At 61.1% G+C, this 19,266-nt stretch carries 12 protein-coding genes; 7 read left to right on the top strand and 5 right to left on the bottom strand.

The genetic code is table 11. From position 1 onward, the window contains the following. The first annotated feature begins 44 nt into the window (after window positions 1-44). Entirely contained in the window at window positions 45-4,514 is a 4,470-nt protein-coding gene (locus CCX46_RS20270) for a hemagglutinin repeat-containing protein (RefSeq protein WP_127929098.1), read from the top strand. Between the two features lie 196 nt (window positions 4,515-4,710). Next, on the top strand, window positions 4,711-5,886 hold the full coding sequence (locus CCX46_RS20265) for a M20 aminoacylase family protein (RefSeq protein ID WP_127929097.1): 1,176 nt from the start codon (window positions 4,711-4,713) through the stop codon (window positions 5,884-5,886). Here the strand turns inward: CCX46_RS20265 and CCX46_RS20260 are convergent. From CCX46_RS20260 to CCX46_RS20240, 5 genes are read right to left on the bottom strand one after another with little or no spacing between them, the layout of a single operon-like run. Then, a complete protein-coding gene (locus CCX46_RS20260) occupies window positions 5,883-7,064 on the bottom strand; it encodes an aminotransferase class I/II-fold pyridoxal phosphate-dependent enzyme (RefSeq protein WP_127929096.1) in 1,182 nt (393 codons plus the stop codon). The two genes, CCX46_RS20265 and CCX46_RS20260, sit on opposite strands and share 4 nt — an antisense overlap. After that, window positions 7,061-7,891 carry a 2,3,4,5-tetrahydropyridine-2,6-dicarboxylate N-succinyltransferase gene (locus tag CCX46_RS20255; RefSeq protein ID WP_127929095.1) on the bottom strand — a complete coding sequence of 277 codons (831 nt, stop codon included), beginning with the start codon at window positions 7,889-7,891 and terminating at the stop codon, window positions 7,061-7,063. The genes CCX46_RS20260 and CCX46_RS20255 overlap by 4 nt, the downstream gene beginning before the upstream one ends. Next, the gene (locus tag CCX46_RS20250; RefSeq protein ID WP_127929094.1) at window positions 7,892-9,151 is read right to left on the bottom strand and encodes a diaminopimelate decarboxylase; all 1,260 of its coding nucleotides are present in this window, start codon (window positions 9,149-9,151) and stop codon (window positions 7,892-7,894) included. A gap of 37 nt (window positions 9,152-9,188) precedes the next feature. Beyond that, a complete protein-coding gene (locus CCX46_RS20245; RefSeq protein WP_127929093.1) occupies window positions 9,189-9,884 on the bottom strand; it encodes an oxin biosynthesis protein in 696 nt (231 codons plus the stop codon). A gap of 16 nt (window positions 9,885-9,900) precedes the next feature. Further along, window positions 9,901-11,292 (bottom strand): hypothetical protein, encoded by a 1,392-nt coding sequence (locus CCX46_RS20240; protein ID WP_158013185.1) that lies wholly within the window; start codon window positions 11,290-11,292, stop codon window positions 9,901-9,903. 862 nt (window positions 11,293-12,154) lie between these two features. On the opposite strand from CCX46_RS20240, the gene asnB reads away from it, so the two are divergent. Genes asnB through CCX46_RS20215 form a run of 5 tightly spaced genes read left to right on the top strand, consistent with a single transcriptional unit; the run spans window position 12,155 to window position 19,218 of the window. Next, window positions 12,155-14,020, top strand: a complete 1,866-nt coding sequence (gene asnB / locus CCX46_RS20235) for an asparagine synthase (glutamine-hydrolyzing) (RefSeq protein ID WP_127929091.1) — start codon at window positions 12,155-12,157, stop codon at window positions 14,018-14,020. A 48-nt stretch (window positions 14,021-14,068) separates the two neighbouring features. Continuing rightward, window positions 14,069-14,932: a TauD/TfdA dioxygenase family protein gene (locus CCX46_RS20230; protein ID WP_127929090.1), complete on the top strand. Its 864-nt coding sequence runs from the start codon at window positions 14,069-14,071 to the stop codon at window positions 14,930-14,932. Continuing rightward, complete coding sequence (locus tag CCX46_RS20225) at window positions 14,929-17,013, top strand: GNAT family N-acetyltransferase (protein ID WP_127929089.1); 2,085 nt, start codon at window positions 14,929-14,931, stop codon at window positions 17,011-17,013. Before CCX46_RS20230 ends, CCX46_RS20225 begins: the two co-directional genes overlap by 4 nt. Continuing rightward, window positions 17,000-17,962: a DMT family transporter gene (locus CCX46_RS20220; RefSeq protein ID WP_127929088.1), complete on the top strand. Its 963-nt coding sequence runs from the start codon at window positions 17,000-17,002 to the stop codon at window positions 17,960-17,962. The genes CCX46_RS20225 and CCX46_RS20220 overlap by 14 nt, the downstream gene beginning before the upstream one ends. After that, entirely contained in the window at window positions 17,959-19,218 is a 1,260-nt protein-coding gene (locus CCX46_RS20215; protein ID WP_127929087.1) for an ATP-grasp domain-containing protein, read from the top strand. The genes CCX46_RS20220 and CCX46_RS20215 overlap by 4 nt, the downstream gene beginning before the upstream one ends. Window positions 19,219-19,266 lie beyond the last annotated feature (48 nt).

Here is a 19,266-nt window from a genome sequence, read left to right as displayed (position 1 = left end):
ACTAAACGCGCGACGTGATGCCGTACTCACATGGAGACGTTTTTATGCCAGCACACACCTTTGCATTTCATCTTTCCCCTCGGGGCAAATTGCGCTGGGCGATTGCCAGCCTGTTCTTCGCCGTGCACCTGCCGAGCGCGATCGCCGGCGGTGTCGTGGTCGCACCGGGACCCGGCGGCACCGCGCAATTGCAGACCCAGGGCGGTGTGCCCATCGTCAACATCGTCGCGCCCAACGGTTCGGGCCTGTCGCACAACCAGTTCCTCGACTACAACGTCGACCGTCAGGGCCTGGTGCTGAACAACGCCTTGCAGGCCGGGCAATCGCAACTGGCCGGGCAACTGGCGGCCAACCCGCAACTGCAAGGTCAGGCGGCGAGCGTGATCCTCAACGAAGTGATCAGCCGCAACCCGTCAGCCATCAATGGCGCGCAGGAAATCTTCGGCCGGCCCGCCGATTACGTGCTGGCCAACCCTAACGGCATCTCGGTCAATGGCGGCAGTTTCATCAACACGCCGAACGCCAATCTGCTGGTCGGTCGCCCGGAATTGAATGACGGCAAACTGCAAAGCCTGAGCAGCCGCGACGCCAGCGGTCAGTTGCAGATTCACAGCGGCGGCCTGCGCAACGGTGAGGGTTCGATCAACCTGATCGCGCCGCGTATCGACAGCCAGGGCGCGATCACTGCGCGTGATCAGTTGAACCTCACGGTCGGGCGCAATCAGGTTGATTACGCCAGCGGTCAGGTGAAAACAGTCGACCCTGCCGGCAACACCGGCGATCAACGCATTGATGCCAGCCTGTTCGGCGCGATGCAGGCCGGGCGCATCAATATTGTCAGCACCGCCGAAGGTGCCGGCGTAAGGGTTGGCGCGGTGCAAGTGGCCGGGCGTGACGGCGTGCAGATTCGTTCCGCCGGTGACTTGAGTGTCAGCGGTGAGGCCGTGGCCAACAGCCTCGACGTGACCCGCGCCGGTATTCGCAGCAGCCAGGGCGATGTCGCTTTGCACAGCGGCAAGGATCTGACGTTGGCGGCTACCGATGTCAGCGCTCGCGACGTCACGCTCGACGCCAAACGCAACCTGACCCTGTCCACGGTCGAAAGCCGCAAGCTTCAGGAAAAGCGCGAAAACTGGAACAACAGCACCATCGGCATCACCTGGGAAACCTACGATCGCACCCAGACCGACAGTGAATCGCGTCAGCACGGTAGCCAGATTATCGCCAGCCGCGACGCCAAATTGTCGTCCGGCAAAGACACCGAGCTGAAAGGCGCCAAAGTCGAAGCCGCGAAAAATCTCGACGTGCACAGCGGCGGCGATCTGCGCCTGACCGCCGCCACCGAAAGCCACACGCAGACCGATCAAGGCAACCACCGCAAGCACCTGTGGAAAGCCGACTGGAACAGCAGCAGCGAGGAACAGCGCAACATCACCAGCCAGTTGAAGGCCGGTAACATCGCCCTGCAAACCGCCGCACTTTTGCGCTCCGAAGGCGCCGAGTTGACCAGCGCGGGCGACGTGCAACTGGCCGGCAAACAGGTGGAAATCACCACCGCCACACGGACCAATAGCAGCAGCGACAACCGTTACTCCGGTGATCTGGTTGGCGGTGGTTTCTTCGGCAAGACCGGTGATGCCGACAAGGGCAAAACCCAGCATCAGGGCAGCAAGGTCAACGCCAGTGGCAAACTGATCGTCAAGGCTGACGATGTGCGCATCAGCGGCAGTCAGGTACGTGGCGGCACCGACGCCAGCGTGATCAGCGACAAGGGTTCGCTGGTGATCGACGGCGTGCAGGACACCTCGCACAGTAACAACCACGACAAGGACAGCAAGTTCTTCGGCATCACCAAAGACGAGTCGCGGCAGAACAGCAAAGACAGCAGCACTGTGCGCAGCGAACTGGTGTCGGACAGCAACCTCAAGCTCAAGAGCGCCAAGGACATTGCTGTGGCGGGCTCGACCGTCAAGGCCGATGGTGCGTTGACCGCCGATGCAGCGGGCGACGTCAACGTGTCCACCGCGCAGAACACTCACGACAGCACTGACACCACGCAAATCCGTGGCTTCGATGCTTATGCGAAAGAGCAAACGCCGGAGCAGTATCGCGCCGGGATTCACTACGAAGACAAACAGCAAACCGTGACCCGCAACGACGTCACCCAGCAAGGCTCCAGCCTCAGCGGCGGCAGTGTGCAGGTGAAGGCGGGCGGTGACGTCACGCTCAAAGGCGCGGAAGTGAAATCCACCGCTGGTGACACGACGTTGAGCGGCAAAAACGTCTCGTTGCTGGCCGAAGCAGACAGCCACAAAACCTCCACCGACACCTCCAGCACCGGCGGTGGTTTCTACTACACCGGCGGCCTCGACCGTGCCGGCAGTGGCGTCGATTTCGCCCACAGCACGGCGCAGGATTCGACCAGCAAAACCACCGCGCAAACCAGCAGCGTACAGAGCAGCGGCAGCCTGACGATCAATGCCGACAAACTCGCCACCGAAGGCGCACAGCTCAAGGCTGGCAACGGTCTGAACGTCGCCGCCAACGAGATCGATAATCGCGTGGCCAGCAACAGCGAAAGCAGCACGCACAACGACAGCAACTGGTCGGCGGATATCGGCGCCAACGTCGAGTACAAGGACATCGCCCGGCCGATCGCGGGCGCAGTCAAGGACGTGCTCAACGGCAAGGTGCCGGACAAGGACTCACTGGCCAATCTCGGTCAGCCGAACGTCGGTATCGACGTTGCGGTGGGTCATGGCAGCGCCAGCAAAACCGAGCAAAGCAGCAACGCTGTGGTCAGCCGGTTTGACGGCGGCACTGTCGATGTGAAAACCACCGGCACGCTGCACGACCAAGGCACGCAATACAACGCCAGCGCCGGCCAAGTGAACATCAGTGCAGACAAACTGCTTGCCGATGCCGCCAGCAACACTCACAGCAGCAGCGCTAATGCCGTGGACGCCAAGGTCGACGTGCGCGTCTACACCAAGACCGGCGAAGACGTGAACGTCGCTGGCAGCGGCGCGGGTGGCAGCAGTGCGTCGAGCAAGGACAGTTCCACCGCCGTGGTCGGCGCTTATGCCGGCAGCCAGGGTGTGAACATCAAGGTCGGTGGCGATGCGCAGTTCGCCGGCAGCCGTTTCGACGGCGGGCAGGGCGGTGTCAGCATCAACACCGGGGGGGATCTGGCGCTGAATCAGGCCAATGACCGGCAGAACAGCAACGACAGCAGCTTGCGTGGCAGTGGCTCGCTGACGGTCGGCACCTTGCCGGGCACCGATGGCACCAATGTCGACCTCGGCGCCGGGTTCCAGCTCGATCACACCGGCAAGCAGACCACTGATACGCAGGCCCACGTCGCGAGCATCACCGGTAACGGCCCTGTGCAGTTGAGCAGCGGCGGCAATCAGGTGCAGCAGGGCACGAAAATCGACAGCGCTGGCGGCATCGATTTGCACGCCGACGGCAAGCTCGATCTGCAAGCAGCCACCGACACTCACACCGCCACCGGCAATAATCTCGGCGGCGGCTTGAAGGGCGGCGGCAGTAAAACCAGCAGCGAGAAGAGCCGCGATCAGGGCGGTAATCTGAGCGGCAATTTCAATATCGGTCGGCTCAACGAGGAGTCGAAAACCCTCAGCGGTGGCCAGCTCAACAGCCAGAACGGCATCGCGCTGAGCGGTGATTCGATTCACCTGCAAGGCACGCAAGTCAGCGCACCGAACGTCAGCATCGACGCACAGAAGGGCGGTTATGTGCAGGAGTCGGCGCAGTCCACCGACAACCGCAATAACTGGAATGTCGCACTGAATGCCGGCGGCAACCTGAGCCGCAAAACCCCGACCGCCGCTGAGGAGAAGGCCAGCAGCGATCACGGTTTCAACGCCGGGGCCAAGGTGGGCGTGGATTACCTGCAAGGCAGCACCCAGCAGAACAGCCAGATCAAGGCTGACAGCGTGGTGTTGAACAGTGCCGGTGATGCACAGCTGGCGGGGGCGCGGATCGACGCTAAAGATGTCAGCGGCAAGGTCGCGGGTGATCTGACCGTCGAAAGCCGTCAGGACTCGAGCAACCACGCCAAGGTCGATGTCGATCTGGGCCTGACCGCGAAGAAAAATCCGCCGAGCGACAAGGAAAAACTCGCCGGCACCGACTACAAGCCAACGCTGACAGCACAGGGCGAATATGCGCACAAGGGCAGCGTGGCGCAGGCGTCCGGAATCAGCGCCAGCCAAGGCGTGAACCTTACGGTCGGTGGTGCCACGCAACTGACCGGTGCACGCATTTCGGCAACGCAAGGCAACGTTGATCTGGGGGGCTCGAAGGTCGTCAGCACTGACCTGAGCAACCTCGATTACAGTGTGAAGGCCGGGTTGGACCTGCCACAGAAGAAGGAAGAAAACGCACCGAAGGTTTCCCTTGAAAACGGCAACCTGAAGGTCGGCCCCGTCACGCTGAGCGGGCATCTGGACGGCCAGTCACGGCAAGCGGGGATTGACGACCGAGGCTAAACCCGAGGGGTGGTGGTTGCAGGCGAATCGGCATCCACCACCAAACCCTGCAGGAGCGGGTAAGCCCGACGCCCACATAAGCGTGGTGAGCTCACCCTGCGGCAGTGTTCATGACGTGCATCCGTGCCAGTTGCGAAGTTCAATGACACAGAATAGTGTGGCGACTCAGAGCAGCTCCAGGGACAGGAACGTCAGGATGGCATCGGAAACGGATTTCGCACTGCAGGAACAAATGATCGGTTGGCGTCGCTGGCTGCATCAACATCCGGAAGCGGGTTTTGCCGAGCGCAAGACCAGCGCCTTCATCGCAGAAGTATTGCGCAGCTTTGATTTGCAACCGCATATCGGCATCGGCGGTACGGGGGTTGTCGCCACCATCGAAGGCGAGCAACCAGGTATCGAGATAGCACTGCGCGCTGACATGGATGCGCTGCCCATCCAGGAAGAAAACACCTTCGCCCATCGCTCAGTCCACGACGGCTGGATGCATGCCTGTGGCCACGACGGCCATAGCGCCATGCTGTTGGGCGCTGCCAGCCGACTGGCGGCAGATCGCAGTTTCGCCGGCAAGGTTCATCTGGTGTTTCAGCCGGCCGAGGAAATCGGTACGGGTGCGAAGGCGATGATGACGGCGGGCCTGTTCGAGAAATTTCGCGCTGAGTGCGTCTACGGTCTGCACAACTGGCCCGGTCTTGCGACCGGTCGATTCGTGGTTCATCACGGTGCGGCGATGGCGGGGGCGAGGCCGTTCGAAATGGTTGTCAGCGGTTGTGGTTGTCATGCGGCGATGCCTCACCAGGGCGCCGATCCGTTGCTGGCCGCGGCCCATTTGGTGACCGCGTTACAGAGCATCGTCTCGCGCAATATCGACCCTGCCGATGCGCTGGTTCTCAGTGTCACTCAGTTCCACTCCGGCGATACCCACAACATTGTGCCCGACACTGCACGGCTGGGCGGCACCATGCGTTACTTCCGCCCCGAGGCCGGCGAGATCGCATCGCGCCGAATGGCCGAGATGGTCGAACAGTTGGCCGCCGGGATGGGGGTTCGAGCGTCGCTGAAGTTTTTCGAGTTTGGCTCGCCGCCGCTGATCAACAGTGCCGAGCACGCGGACCATTGCGTGGCTGCCGCCAGTGCTGTGGCGGGCCGCGAAAACGTGGGTACCGGGGTCGCACCGAGCATGACCGGAGAAGACTTCGCCTTCATGCTCGAGCGCAAACCCGGCGCTTACATCTGGATTGGCAATGGCTCCGCTGAAGGCGGCTGCTCGTTGCACAACCCGCGTTATGACTTCAACGACGAGATCATGCCACTGGGCGTTGCCTATTGGGTCGCGCTGGCCCGCCAACGCCTGCAGCCCGTCGAACGTTAACGACCTGCAAGCCCGGCCCTGAGGCGCAGCAGGGCCTGGCGCATGACCGGTTCCTGATGAACCAGTGCAATGCGCACGAACGCTTTGCCGGGGTTGTTGCCCTCGGCGTCTTCATGACACAGGTAGCGACCGGGCATCACGCGCAAACCCTGTTCGCTCCAGAGTCGGCGTGCGACCCCTTCACCATCGCCGACCGCCAGCCACAAGAAAAAACCGGCATCGGCGCGCCGGTAATCGGGCACTGCGGCGAGGTACTCATCGGCCAGGTCCCAATTGCATTGCAGTGCCTGTTGCTGACGCTGCACATGCGTTTCGTCGTGCCAAAGCGCTGCGCTGGCGCTGCACGCCGGCCAGGCCAGCGAGACCCCGCAACTGCGATTGAAGCCGGCATAAGCGGCGACGCTGGACGGATCGCCGGCAATGAAACCACTGCGCAAACCCGGCGCCGCCGAGCGCTTCGACAGGCTGTGTAAAACCACGAACGGGCACGGCGCAACTGCATCGGCTTCCACCAGACTGAGATAGCCGGGGGGTGGTGAGTGCGGGACGAGATCGGTGTAGCACTCGTCGACCAATAACGTCGCCTGGGCGTGGAAGGCCATGTGGCTGAGGCTGATCAATGTGCTTGCAGGCAGTATGTTGCCAAGCGGATTGCCGGGGTTGCACAGCACCAGCGCCGCGATGCTGTCACCGGCCTGATCCAGTTGGCGGGCGAGGCTGGCCAACAGGTCAGCGTCGTTCACGTCATAAAACAGTGCTTGCGCACCGGCGGCATCAGTGGCGGCGACATAGGTCGGGTAAAACGGATTGGGCAGGACCACCACCGGTGCTTTTACGCCACGTGCCCGTGCGCGTGTCACAGCGAGGGCGATGCAGGTCGCGACGGCCTGTTTGGTGCCGGGCGTAGGCTCGATAGCGACACGCTCTTCATCGAGACAGGTGCCAGCGCCGAAGCGACGCCGTAGCCAGCCACTGTAGGCTTCGCGCAATTGGGGAGTGCCAGGCAGCGGCGGATAGCGCGTCCACTGCTCGAGTTCGCACAGTGGTGCCAGCAGTGGCGTCGGGTCGCCAAGCCGGGTTTCGCCCAGGTGCAGGGCGATGACCGGCTGCCCGGTCGCGGGCGGCAGGTCATCCAGCAGGCTTTGCAGTCTGGCGAAGGCATTGCCTGCGGGGGTCATCGGCTGAGCTCTCTGACCAGATCGTTGAGTGAGGTTTTTGATCGAGTGCGCTCATCGACATATTTCACGATCACCGCACAGGCCAGGGATACGCCCGGCAATTTCGGGTCGGCGCGGTTGCCGGCGATCACCACTGCATTGGCCGGGACTTCGCCGAAGCGCACGTCGCCGGTTTCGCGATCGATGATCGGGGTCGAGGCACCAAGATAGACGCCCATGCCAATCACCGCACCGTTGCGCACGATCACCCCCTCGGCGACCTCGCTGCGGGCACCGATGAACACGTTGTCCTCGATGACCACGGGGTTGTTGCCGATCGGTTCGAGCACGCCGCCCAGACCCACGCCGCCGGAGATATGGCAACGTGCGCCGACCTGAGCGCAGGATCCGACGGTCGACCAGGTATCGATCATGGTGCCTTCGCCGACATAGGCGCCGATGTTGATGAAGCAGGGCATCAGCACCGCACCTGGAGCAATGTATGCGCCTGACCGGACCACCGCGCCGGGCACTACGCGGATACGTGCATCGCGGAACGCGGCATCATCCCAGTGCTCGAATTTGAGGGGCAGTTTGTCGTAGCTTTTCGGCCGCCATGGAGCGGTTTCGCCCACATGATTTTCGCGGGTGAGGAACGACAGCAGGATGAGTTTCTTGACGAACGTATCGGCGATCCACTGGCCTTCTTCCAGGCGCGCTGCGCGCAGTTCACCACTTTCCAGTCTGGCGAGGCCGTCTTCGATGACTGGCACCAGCGCCAGCAGCTCGGCAGACGTCAGTTGCGAACGCCGTTCAAAGGCTTCTTCAATCAATGCACGGTTACTCATTTAACGATCCTTGTGAGGGTTGAAGACGTCGACGGGTTGCCATTGAACCGGGCCGGTATGGTCGTCGAAGGTTTCCGCGCGACGGATTTCCACGACATCGCCGTTGTCAGTCAACATCAGTTCTGCCGGGCGCAGCCGGCCGTTGTAGGTAAAACCCATGGCATGGCCGTGGGCGCCCGTGTCATGAATCAGCGCCAGGTCGCCGATGGCCGGCGTCGGCAAAGGGCGATCGATAGCGAACTTGTCGAAGTTTTCGCATAGCGCGCCCACCACATCGAACACGCCTTCGGGGCGTTGGCCGGCGAAAGGTAATGTCAGGTGGTGGTAGGCGCCGTACAGTCCGGGACGCATCAGCGCGGACATCGAGGCGTCGAGACCGACGATTTCCCGGCCTTTGCTGCAGCGGTTGATCACCCGCGACACCAACACCCCATGCGGGCCGGTAATGAAACGGCCCAACTCCATCAGAAGTTTCGGCGTGTTGCGCGGGAAGGCTTGCTTGAGCGCCTGTTTCAGCGCGGCGGCGTAGGCGTCCAGATCCAGTGCCTGGTCATCGGTGCGGTAAGGAATCCCCAGGCCTCCGCCTATATTGATGTACTCGAATTCGATGTCGGCTTCGCGCGCTACACGCGCAGCCACTTCGATGACTTGCACACCGGCCTGTACTGCAGCCGCCAGTGACAGCTCATTGGCGCACATCATGCCGTGGATCCCGAAACGTCGGGCACCGAGGTCGTAGGCCTGGCGATAGCTTTGCACCAGATCGGCATCGGGCACGCCGAATTTCGATTGTTGCGCATTGCCCATCTGTGACGAGCGGGCGATGACCCCATGAGGTGAGACGCGAAACCCTACAATTTCGGGCAAGGTCTTCACTCGGTCGAGCATGCTGCGGTCATCGAAGGTAATCAGGGCTCCGGCGTCCAGCGCCATCTGGTACTCGCCGAGCGCCGTATTGTTGGAGGTGAAGACAATGTCGTCGCCCCGCGCACCCAGTCGCTCGGCCAGCATCAGCTCGACCGGCGAGGAGCAATCCAGCCCGCTGCCCTCTTTGAGCAACAGGGCCAGAATCGCCGGAGTGGGCAGCGCCTTGACCGCGAAGTACTGACGAAACGCGCTGTCGGCGAAAGCCTGCGCGACGCGTCGATGAGTCTGGACGATGGCGCGCTCATCGTAGAGATGAAAGGGCGTCGGGTAACGTGTCGTCAACTCATCAAGCAGGGGGAGCAAACGTCGGGCAAAGCTTTCGGATATTGGCACAGCAGGTTTCTCCTCGCGGCGCAGGGGGTGGACGGGTTCAGGGCACCAGAGCGACGCACATGGTGCGATTGCGCAGGCCACTGATCGGACGCGTGTAGGGAAAGTAGTACGACTCCTGGATCTCGAAGCCGGCCTCGATCAGCGCATCACGCAGATAGTCCCTGGAAATGAACCAGAAGCCATCGACCTTATCGTGGGCCGCAAACAGAGCCTCGGGATCGCGTGGCGAGTCATTGGAGAACACCAGAACCGTGCCGGAGTCCAGGTTCAGTTCCTTGAGCTTGTCGAAGGTCGGCTTGAGTTCCAGTTCGGGATGGAAGAGGTGGCCCAGCAAGCCATCGGCGTAAACCGACTTGACCCCGGCGAGGGAGCCGGGCTCCAGCTTGAAGAAGTCAACCTTGTGCGCATCGACGCCTTTTTTGCGACTCAGGATCACGGCTTCGTCATTGAAGTCGATGGCTCTGACCTGACGTCTGGCCTCCACCAGATCGCCCTCGACAAATCCGTTGCCGCAGCCAATGGAGAAAATCGTTGCACCTTCCTGGGTGAGCGATTTCAGCTTGAGACCCAGGTGCGAGCGATATTCCGGGCTGTAGGTAGAAGGCGTAATCGAGTCGTTGAAGGCCCCACCCTGTTCCCATATCTCATAGATGGTGGCGTTGCTGTCGCCAAACTTGCGGGCGGTGCCGTAGTAATCTGTCACCTGTTGGAGGTCCTGCATCGGCTTCGTCATCTCTGTCTCTCCTTGTCTAGAGTCGGGCTTGCGCGCGAGTTGCGTCGCAGTCCGTGGGTACACGCACAGGCTCTTGCACGTATTCGATGGACTGCGCCGGCGCGTTGGCCAGCGCAGCAACCAGTGCCTGCAACGGCTGGGGCCGTGCGGGTCCGTAGCATTGGTAAAAGGCGACGGCGGCATCAGGGTCGCCGTCGAGCAGGGCATCCGCCAGCACTCTGGCCAGCGAACGCAAACCGGCCAGCAGGGCGCCGTGATCGACCACCAGTTGTGGATGTTGCGGGTCGTCCTGGCGCAGGGTCAGGGCACCGAGCTGGACGAAGTACGACAGCTGCAGGTACATGCCGTCGCAATCGGGAAAAAGGCCAAGTCCGCGGTTGAGGTAGCGCAGACATTCGCCCAGGTAGTACTCGAGCACCTGCTCGGGCGGAATCTGCAGGGCAGGCGCCCATACCTGGGCAAGAATGAGGATGCCATAGACATCCGCTGCCACCTCTTGCAGCACCACCGATGCCCAGCGGTCAAGGGTGTTCAACGGGCCGTATTGAGTGGCCGGGCGATGGACGAAATGGCCCAGCTCATGGCTGAGCACGCCCAACGCAGGAATGCGTCGCAGGTGTTCGCCAGTCGGGTCATAGTGTTTGCCGGTTGACAGGAACTGCCGGGCCAGCGGCGCCGCCAAATGCTCGACCATGGCCGCGTGGGTATTGGCGAAGTAGTAGGTTTTCTTGAACGGCGAACGTTTGACGCCTTCATCTTCGGGCAGGAAGTAGGCGACATGCTTGGGGTGCAGATTGCCTTCACCGGCCATGAAAAAAACATCAGTGGCGGCGAAGGCCGGCAACTCCCCCAGGCGCAGGTTGGTGTGCAACTGCTTGAGATAGGCGGGGATCTGATCCACCAGGCTCATGGCCAGTTCCACGTCCTGTTGTCGCGCCGGATTGCGTCGGCAGCCAAAGGCTGTCGGCAGTCCTCCCGGTTGCTTGCCGTACCAGGTAGCGATCTGCCCGGCGACCAGGGAAACCTCTTCTTGCAGGCCGGCCAGGGTCTTGAGTATCTCGTCGCTGTAGCCGTATTCGATGGCCTTGGCCCTGAGCTGTACAGCTTGGCGATCATGAGCTCGCTCGAGGTCGTTTTCCAGCGCGCGCAGGGCTTGCGCCACGGCGCCGGGGTTGCTGAAACGTGTGCGTTCTGCCACGCCATCGAGCTTGGCGCTGCGCCATTGCTCATCGATGGCGGCCTTCAGCGCGTCCAGTCGTTCTTGCCAGGCAGCGTCTTGACGAGGGTTCGTCGGCGCAAGATCAAGCAGGGTCAGGTTGTAGTTGCTCGCCGGCGGCCAGAAAGGGCTGCGATAACCGCGGTAGGAGGTGGCCTTGGCAAGATTGCCTGAATAGTCGAACCGATTCACGCTCATTACTCCCTCTACTTATTGATGTACGGCAGCGCCCACTCAGCCTGCAAACAGGCGCAAGTAAGCACGGACTCAGTAACTGGACGATGTTCCGGGCGGGCATGACTAATAGTCGCGGCGCATGTCGGTAACAGCGCGCCAAGTGCGTTGATTAGTTAGGCTTGACCTGGAATGACTGGCTGATCGATAGCCGTGCTGGCACTAACGTCCAGGTGCAATGGCAACTGGACGGCGCAGCAATAAAGACGGGTAGATGACCGGCAGATGAATATCCATATACATTCCTTGAATCACATTCCATGTGAAGGTGTGGCACACAGGGCACCACGCTGCTTGCCGTGGAGCATAACAGCGAATTTTTTTTTACGACAAGTAGGGAGAACTAAAAAAAACTCAAAGAGCCGAAAGAACGGCGATGGCGAAACTAAAAACTCTATAGATTTTATGTAGTTGGTTACTGAATAATATTTTTATTGATTTGTTTTGAGCCCTCGGGACAGGCTGTGTTACGCGCGTCCGGATGATAAGGAGCGAAATAACAAGGGTGCTTAGTTGTGCGCTTTTTTAGTGCGTCAATCTAGGTGGTGTGGCTGTTTTGCGCCGTTCTGGTGCGCCTGCGAGTTGCTTTGAGTTTGCGCAAATTACATTAGGTAATAAGCACCTTCAATTAGGTTATTTGTGATTAACAAGGCACTTGTCAGGGATGTATTGCTTGAAGTAGCTTGTGCCCCGGCTGAACAGAGATATTAAAAACGAAGCATGAAATTGCTTTAGTCAGTCCAGGCGGCACATTGATCTACATGGAACAGGTTTCGCCAATAAAGGCGTTGCCCGTAGGTAATTCGACAAGGAGTGTTATATGAGCGGCATGGCCGGTTGGGTCGACCTGCGTCACGGTGTTGGGCAGCAAGCAAACATTCCTCGTTCGAAAGTCGCCGAAATTGTCTCGGCAATGATCGTTGCGATGTCCGGGCGTGGACCGGACGGGCATGCGGTATGGCTGGGGCCTGAGGTCGCACTGGGACATTGCCGTACAGTCACTTCGCGTTATGACTGGGACGAGCAGCCGTGGATTGGCGAGATCCATGGCGCCACCGTGGCTATCATGTACACCGGGCAGTTGTACAACGCTGCGCAGTTGCAGCAGCAACTCGCTGGCCTGGGTCCGGCACCTGATCGCTGGTCCTACGCTGAAATCATTCGCCGGGCCTATGCCCAGTGGGGTGTCGGGTTCGTTGAACGCCTCGAAGGCATGTTTGCCATCGCGATCTGGGACGGCCAGAAGCGCCGATTATTGCTGGCGCGAGACCGCCTCGGCTTGCAACCGCTTTACTACACCCTGCGTGACGGCGGCGTCATTTTTGGCAGCGTACCTACCGCCATCAAAGCCCATCCCCACTTTACCGCCCGGCTGGACACGAGCGCGCTGGCCATCGTGCTTCAGCCGCGCATGGCGCTGCCTGGCGAAACCCCGTTGCAAGGCTTGCACGAGTTGCCTCCCGCCAGTGTGCTGACCTTTGACGAACGTGGGCATGAATTACATCGTTACTGGAAACTGGAAAGCGCCGCGCATACCGATGATTTCGAGCAGACCAAGGACCGCGTCCGCGAACTGCTTGAAGGCGTCGTGGCGCGCCAGTACGTGCATGAAGTGCCTTGCGCGGCGATGTTGTCCGGCGGCATCGATTCCACGTCGGTCGCCGCGCTGGTCATGAAGCAACTGGCAAGCCAGGGCCGCGGCGCAGCACTCGATACCTTCTGCCTGAAGTTCGACAGTGACGAGGATGCCTTTACCTCCACCGAACTGCGGCCTGACATCGATGCACCCTTCGCCGCGCTGGCCGCCGAATACATGGGTACCCGTCACACGACACTCAGTGCAACCATGCAGGATCTGCTCGGCGTCATTCCGGCTACGCGCAAGGCCCGCGGCCTGCCTGGCTGGGGGCAGTTCGATGCCTCGATGTACCTGCTGTTCGAACGCATGCGCGGCAATTGCTCCGTGGCGCTGACTGGCGAGGCTGCCGACGAGATCTTCGGCGGCTACCCTTATTATTTCAAACCCGAGCTGCTGGCCCGTCCTCAGTTCCCGTGGCTGGGCGATGGCCCGAAGCTGGCCCACTATCTGTCGCCGAGCCTGATCAGTGCACAGCGCGTGGCAGAGGACGAACGTGCCCGTTACGACTATTGGCTGAGTCAGGTGCCACGCCTGCCTGGCGAAAGCGGCGACGCGGCGCGCATGCGCGAGGTGCTGTTCCTCGGCATGTCCGGCCCGTTGTCGGTGATCCTGGATCGCAAGGAACGCATGAGCATGTCGCAAGGCCTGGAAGTGCGCGTGCCATTCTGCGATCCGGAACTGATCCAGTACGTATGGAACGTGCCGTGGGAAATGAAATCCCGTGGCGGCGTGAAAGGTTTGCTCAAGGCTGCCATGCACGACATCCTGCCGCCGACTACCTTGAATCGGAAGAAAAGCGCGTACCCGCACATTCAGGACTCTGAATATGACCGGGCACTCATCAGCGAAGCGCGCTGGATCGCGACTGATCCCAAATCGCCGATTGCCTGGATGTTCGATACCCCGCGTCTCAGCGCACTGATCGAGCAGATCGCCGCGAACCAGCTCAATGCTTCGATGCTGCCGGGCGGTGCCAGTCCCGCGCATCTGCTGATCCAGTTGGTGGAGATGAATCGCTGGATCGTCGACAACGATATCGCGGTGTAAGACACGGTCAGCACGGAAGTCTGATCCCATGAAGACCAAGGAGGCAGCATGCTTGAGTTAGTCCCCGTTACTGAGTTTATCGGCACCGAAGTCCGTGGCATCGACGTCAATGCCAGGCTCAGTGACGACACGATCGAAGCGCTTTACAACGCCTGGATCAGCAGCACCATCCTGCTGTTTCGTGGCCAGTCGATGAGTCCTGATCAGCAACTGGCGTTCAGCCGCAATTTTGGTGAGCTGGTCAGCTATACCCGCTCGCAGTTCAGCGAACAGACCCAGCCGGAAATCCTCATCCTGTCGAACATTACCAAGGATGGAAAACTGATCGGCTCGCCGGTCAGCGGTCGGGTCTGGCACACCGATGGCCATTATCTGGACGTGCCGCCAGCCGGATCGATGCTGCATGCGCTGGAAATCCCGCCGGAAGGCGGCGACACGTGGTTCGCCAATATGTTTGCCGCTTATGAAGCATTGCCGGAAGCGGTCAAGGATCGTATCGAACACCTCAAGGTGGTCATCAGCCGGACTCAGTCACGGCCCTACAACTACCCCGACCGGCCTGCGCCATCTCCCCAGGAACTGGCTGAGTGGATCGACGTGCCGCAACCGCTGGTGCGTCGCCATGAAGTCAGTGGGCGCAAGGCGCTGTATGCCGGCGGCAACGTGCCGTGGCGGATCGAAGGTTTGCCGCTGGAGGAAAGTGCGCCACTGGTGACGTTCCTGCAGGAGTTCTCGGTGCAGCCGCGATTCACCTATCGGCATCGCTGGACCCCGGGCGACATCATTCTTTGGGACAACCGCAGCGCCATGCACAAGGCCACGGTGTATGACGACAAATATCGTCGCCTGCTGCATCGCACCACCATCGGTGCGCGCACCGCCGACAATCAGGACAGGAACCGACGGGCATGAGCGAGTATGACTACATCATCGTCGGCGCCGGCGCGGCTGGCTGCGTATTGGCTGCACGCTTGAGTGAAGACCCGGCGATCAAGGTACTGCTGCTGGAGGCGGGGGCCGAACGCCGCAGTCCATTGTTGTCGATCCCCGTCGGTGAAGTGCTGCTGATGGGTAATCCGAAATACGACTGGTGCTTCGAGACCCGCCCGGACCCGACGCTGGGCGGACGCCGTCTGCAGATTCCACGGGGGCGCCTGTTGGGCGGATCGAACCTGATCAACGGGATGATCTTTGTCCGGGGTCAGCGCGAGGACTATGACGAGTGGGCCAGTCAAGGCAACCCGGGCTGGACCTGGGACGAAGTGTTGCCGTACTTCAAACGCCTGGAGTCGAGCGTGGACGTCAGCGGCGAGAGTCGTGGCCAGGACGGGCCGATTCATGTGGCATTGCCACGCGAATATGACGAGTTGTGCGATGCCTTTCTGGCGGCAGCCGGCGAAGCCGGGTATCGACGCAATCGCGACTACAACAGCGGCGATCAGGAGGGCTTTGGCTATTACCAGGTCAACCATGATCAGGGCCGTCGTTCCTCGGCTTATGGCCGCTACCTGTTGCCGGCGCGCAAGCGGGCAAACCTGACGGTGATTACCGAGGCCGCGGTGCAAAAACTGCGTCTGGAAGGCAAGCGCTGTGTGGGTGTGGAGTACCTCAAAGGCACGTTGCAATCGGCCACGGCCCGGCGTGAGGTGATCCTCAGTGCCGGTGTCATTCAGTCGCCTCAGTTGCTCGAGTTGTCCGGCATTGGTGCGCCAGCGGTACTGGCGAAGGCCGGCGTGCCGCTGCGACATGCGCTGCCTGGCGTGGGTGAGAACTTTCGCGATCACTTCGCGTCCCGACTGAAGTGGCGCATTCGCCAGAAAATCACCTTTAACGAACGCACCCGTGGTTTCGCGTTGTTCAGGGAAACGCTCAACTACGTCTTTCGCCGTCGCGGCGTACTCAGTTTGCCGATTGCTCTGGGCCATGGCTTCGTCAAATCACGCGAGGAAGAGCCACGGCCAGACTTGCAGTTTCATTTCGCCCCGGCCAGTTACGGCCCTGGTTCCAGTCGTCGTCTGGACACCTTGCCCGGCATGACCGTGGGCCTGTATCCGTTACGGCCCGAATCCACCGGCAGTATTCACATTTGCTCCAGTGACCCTGGCGAGGCACCGGTCATCGAGTCGCGCTTCCTTGAACATGAGGATGATCGCCGGCGGATGATTGCGGGCATGCGCATTATCCGTGACATTGCTGCCCAAGCGGCCCTGCAGCCCTACTGTGATCACGAGTTGTCCCCCGGCACCCAGGTCGCCAGCGATGAAGAATTGCTGGCGTATGCCCGTACTCAGGGCGACACCTCTTATCACCCCGTGGGTACCTGCCGCATGGGCAACGATGAGCTGGCCGTGGTCGATCATCGGCTACGCGTGCGCGGACTCGACGGTTTGCGGGTGATCGACGCGTCGATCATGCCGACGATGGTGTCGGGCAATACCAACGCCGCATCCCTGATGATTGGCGAAAAAGGCGCTGCCATGGTGCTGGAGGATTACGCATCGCCGTCGGCCACCGGGCAGACTGGCTACAGCATCGACGAGGGTGACCCCGAGGAATTGCAGACCGCCGAGCTGCTTCAACGCTCGGAAGATTACGCACGTTCCCTGTACCCGGATGAAAGCGTGCACATGCTCGACGTCGCACAGCTCAAGGCTCCGGGGGTGAGCTTCGTGGTCGCCCGCGAGTTGGATAGCGGCGAAGTGCTGGGTTGCGGAGCGGTGGTGGCGATCGGCGAAGGGCAGGCAGAACTCAAGCGCATGTTTGTCGCCGACAATGCCCGTCGACGTGGCGTGGGTGCGCGGTTGCTCAAGCGGCTTGAACAGCTCGCCCATCGCAATGGTGCCCGTACCTTGTTGCTGGAGACCGGGGTCAGCCAGCCGGAGGCTATTTCGCTCTACCGCCGCGCAGGTTTTCGCGATCGCGGCCCGTTCGCTGATTACCGGGAAGACCCGCTGAGTGTATTCATGGAGAAGACCGTCAATGAACAAGCCTGAAGTCAGCCTTAGTGGCATGGCTACGCCTGTCAGCCGTGGTGTGGTGCGGGCCGGCATTCTGTATGTGGCGGCCTTTCTGATTCTGGCCAACGCCAACGCGGTGTTCTCGGGCAACCTGCTGCAGCAACTGCATCCGTTCACCTTTCTGTTCTGGAGTTTTGTAATCACCAGCGGCTTCTTTCTGTCGCGGTTATTGCTGAGTTCCGGTACCAAAGGCCTGGCAATCGGTGCCGATGCTGCCGGCCCGCTGACCGTCCTGAACTTCACCAGCGCCCTGAACTGGATCGGCTACTTCTATGCCCTGCGCTACATCGAACCCGCCATCGTCAGCGCCATCATGGGCGGGCTTGGGCCGGTGAGCACGATTCTGCTGGAGCGCATCGTTCGGCGGCGTCAGTTGCCGCTTTACACCTACGCGGTCGCGGCGGGCATTCTTTCCGGCACAGCGTTGCTGGCGTGGGCGTCCCTGGTGGGGCTGGCGGGGATTCGCCCGATCAACTTCAGCGACACGGTTATCGGCCTCGCCGCCGCCGCGGCCGGCGGTGCATCCCAAGCGCTGAACACCATCGCGACCAAACAATTGGGCGAGCGCAGTTGGACTGCCACACGGATCATGGCTCATCGGTTCTACTTGCTGATCATCGTCGCGGCGGTGCTTGCCTGGAGCGGTCCCGGCTTCGCGTTTGCCTCAAGTACGCAATTGGGTGGCCTGGCCATTGCGACGCTGCTCGGGGTCATCATTCCGTTGTGGCTGCTGCAGCGCGGCATCCTTCTTTCGGAACCCTTTACCGTGGCGGCGTTGCTGGCGTGGGCGCCGTTGCTCACTTACGTCTTTCAAGTATTTGATGCCCGAATCCAGTGGTCGATGACCTCTGCTTTGGGCTGTTCCGTGATCGCTCTGGTTACGGTGTTTGGCACATGGATGAAATTCAAGGGAGACAGCAAATGACACAAGCCAAGGAAAAAATCCTCGTTGTAGTCGATGGTTATTCATCAGGCTCACAATTGCCGGCGCTGATGGCCGAGTCTGGCTGGAAGTGCATTCACGTAAGCAGTTCACCCAATCCGCCGGAGTACTACCTGCGCACCTACCACAAGGACGAATACATAGCGCACTTCGAGTACCACGGTGATATCCAGCGCCTCGCCGATGAAATCAACGCCTTGCACCCGAGCGCCGTGTTGCCGGGCACCGAGAGCGGGGTGATTGTCGCTGACCTGCTCGCCGCGGCCTTGCAACTGCCGGGCAACGATCCGTCCACCAGCCTGGCGCGCCGCGACAAATACACCATGCACGAGCGCCTCAAGGCCGTTGGCCTGCGCAGCATGGATCACTATCTGGCCCGTGACCGCGATGGGCTGAGCCAGTGGGCCGCCAGTGGCAGCTGGCCGGTGGTCATCAAGCCTCAGGCCAGTGCCGGGACCGACTCGGTGACCTTCTGCGCCGATCAAGGTGAACTCGTCGACAGCTTCGACAAGCTCTTCGGCACGGTCAACCAATTGGGCGAGCGCAATGATGCGGTGCTGGCGCAGCGCTTGCTGGTAGGGCCGGAGTATTTCATCAATGGCGTCAGCGGCCATGGCAAGCATGTGATCACCGAGATCTGGCGCGCCGACAAGCTGCCGGCACCGGACGGTGGCTGGATCTATGACCGTGCCGTGCTGTTCGACCCGACGTCGCCCGAAATGAAGGAGATCGTCGAGTACGTTCACGGCGTACTGAATGCCTTGGGTATCCGCTACGGTGCCAACCACACCGAGTTGATCGTGACCGAGGCAGGCCCGACCTTGATCGAATGTGCCTCGCGTCTGTCGGGGGGGCTCAATCGTCCGGCGGCCAACTACGCGGTCGGCGCCAGTCAGCTGGATCTGGTGGGCAAGCTGGTCAGGGAAGGGGAGTCGGCCATCGACTCCATCGTCGATGCGCAGCAGGGTCACCATTACCCGCTGTGGCAGGTGCAGTTCATCTCCAGCCAGGAAGGTGTTGTCACTCGTTCCTCCTACGATGAGTTGCTCAAGACCCTCAAGAGCAAAGCCTGGCTGCAGCGTGCGCCAAAAGAAGGGGACGCCGTGGTCAAGACGGTCGACTTGTTCTCCAGCCCCGGCATCGTCTTCATGAGCCATGCCGACAGCAATGTGCTCCATGCTGACTATCAGACCGTACGCGAATGGGAGCGCACTTCGCGCCTGTTCAGCGTCCAGTAAGCCTGCGGGAGTGACCGTGCACCAGGCCTGAACGGGTCTGGTGCTCAT

This window comes from Pseudomonas sp. RU47 (assembly GCF_004011755.1).
Taxonomy (GTDB): Bacteria; Pseudomonadota; Gammaproteobacteria; order Pseudomonadales; family Pseudomonadaceae; genus Aquipseudomonas.
This window is presented reverse-complemented; position numbering and strand designations above follow the sequence as displayed.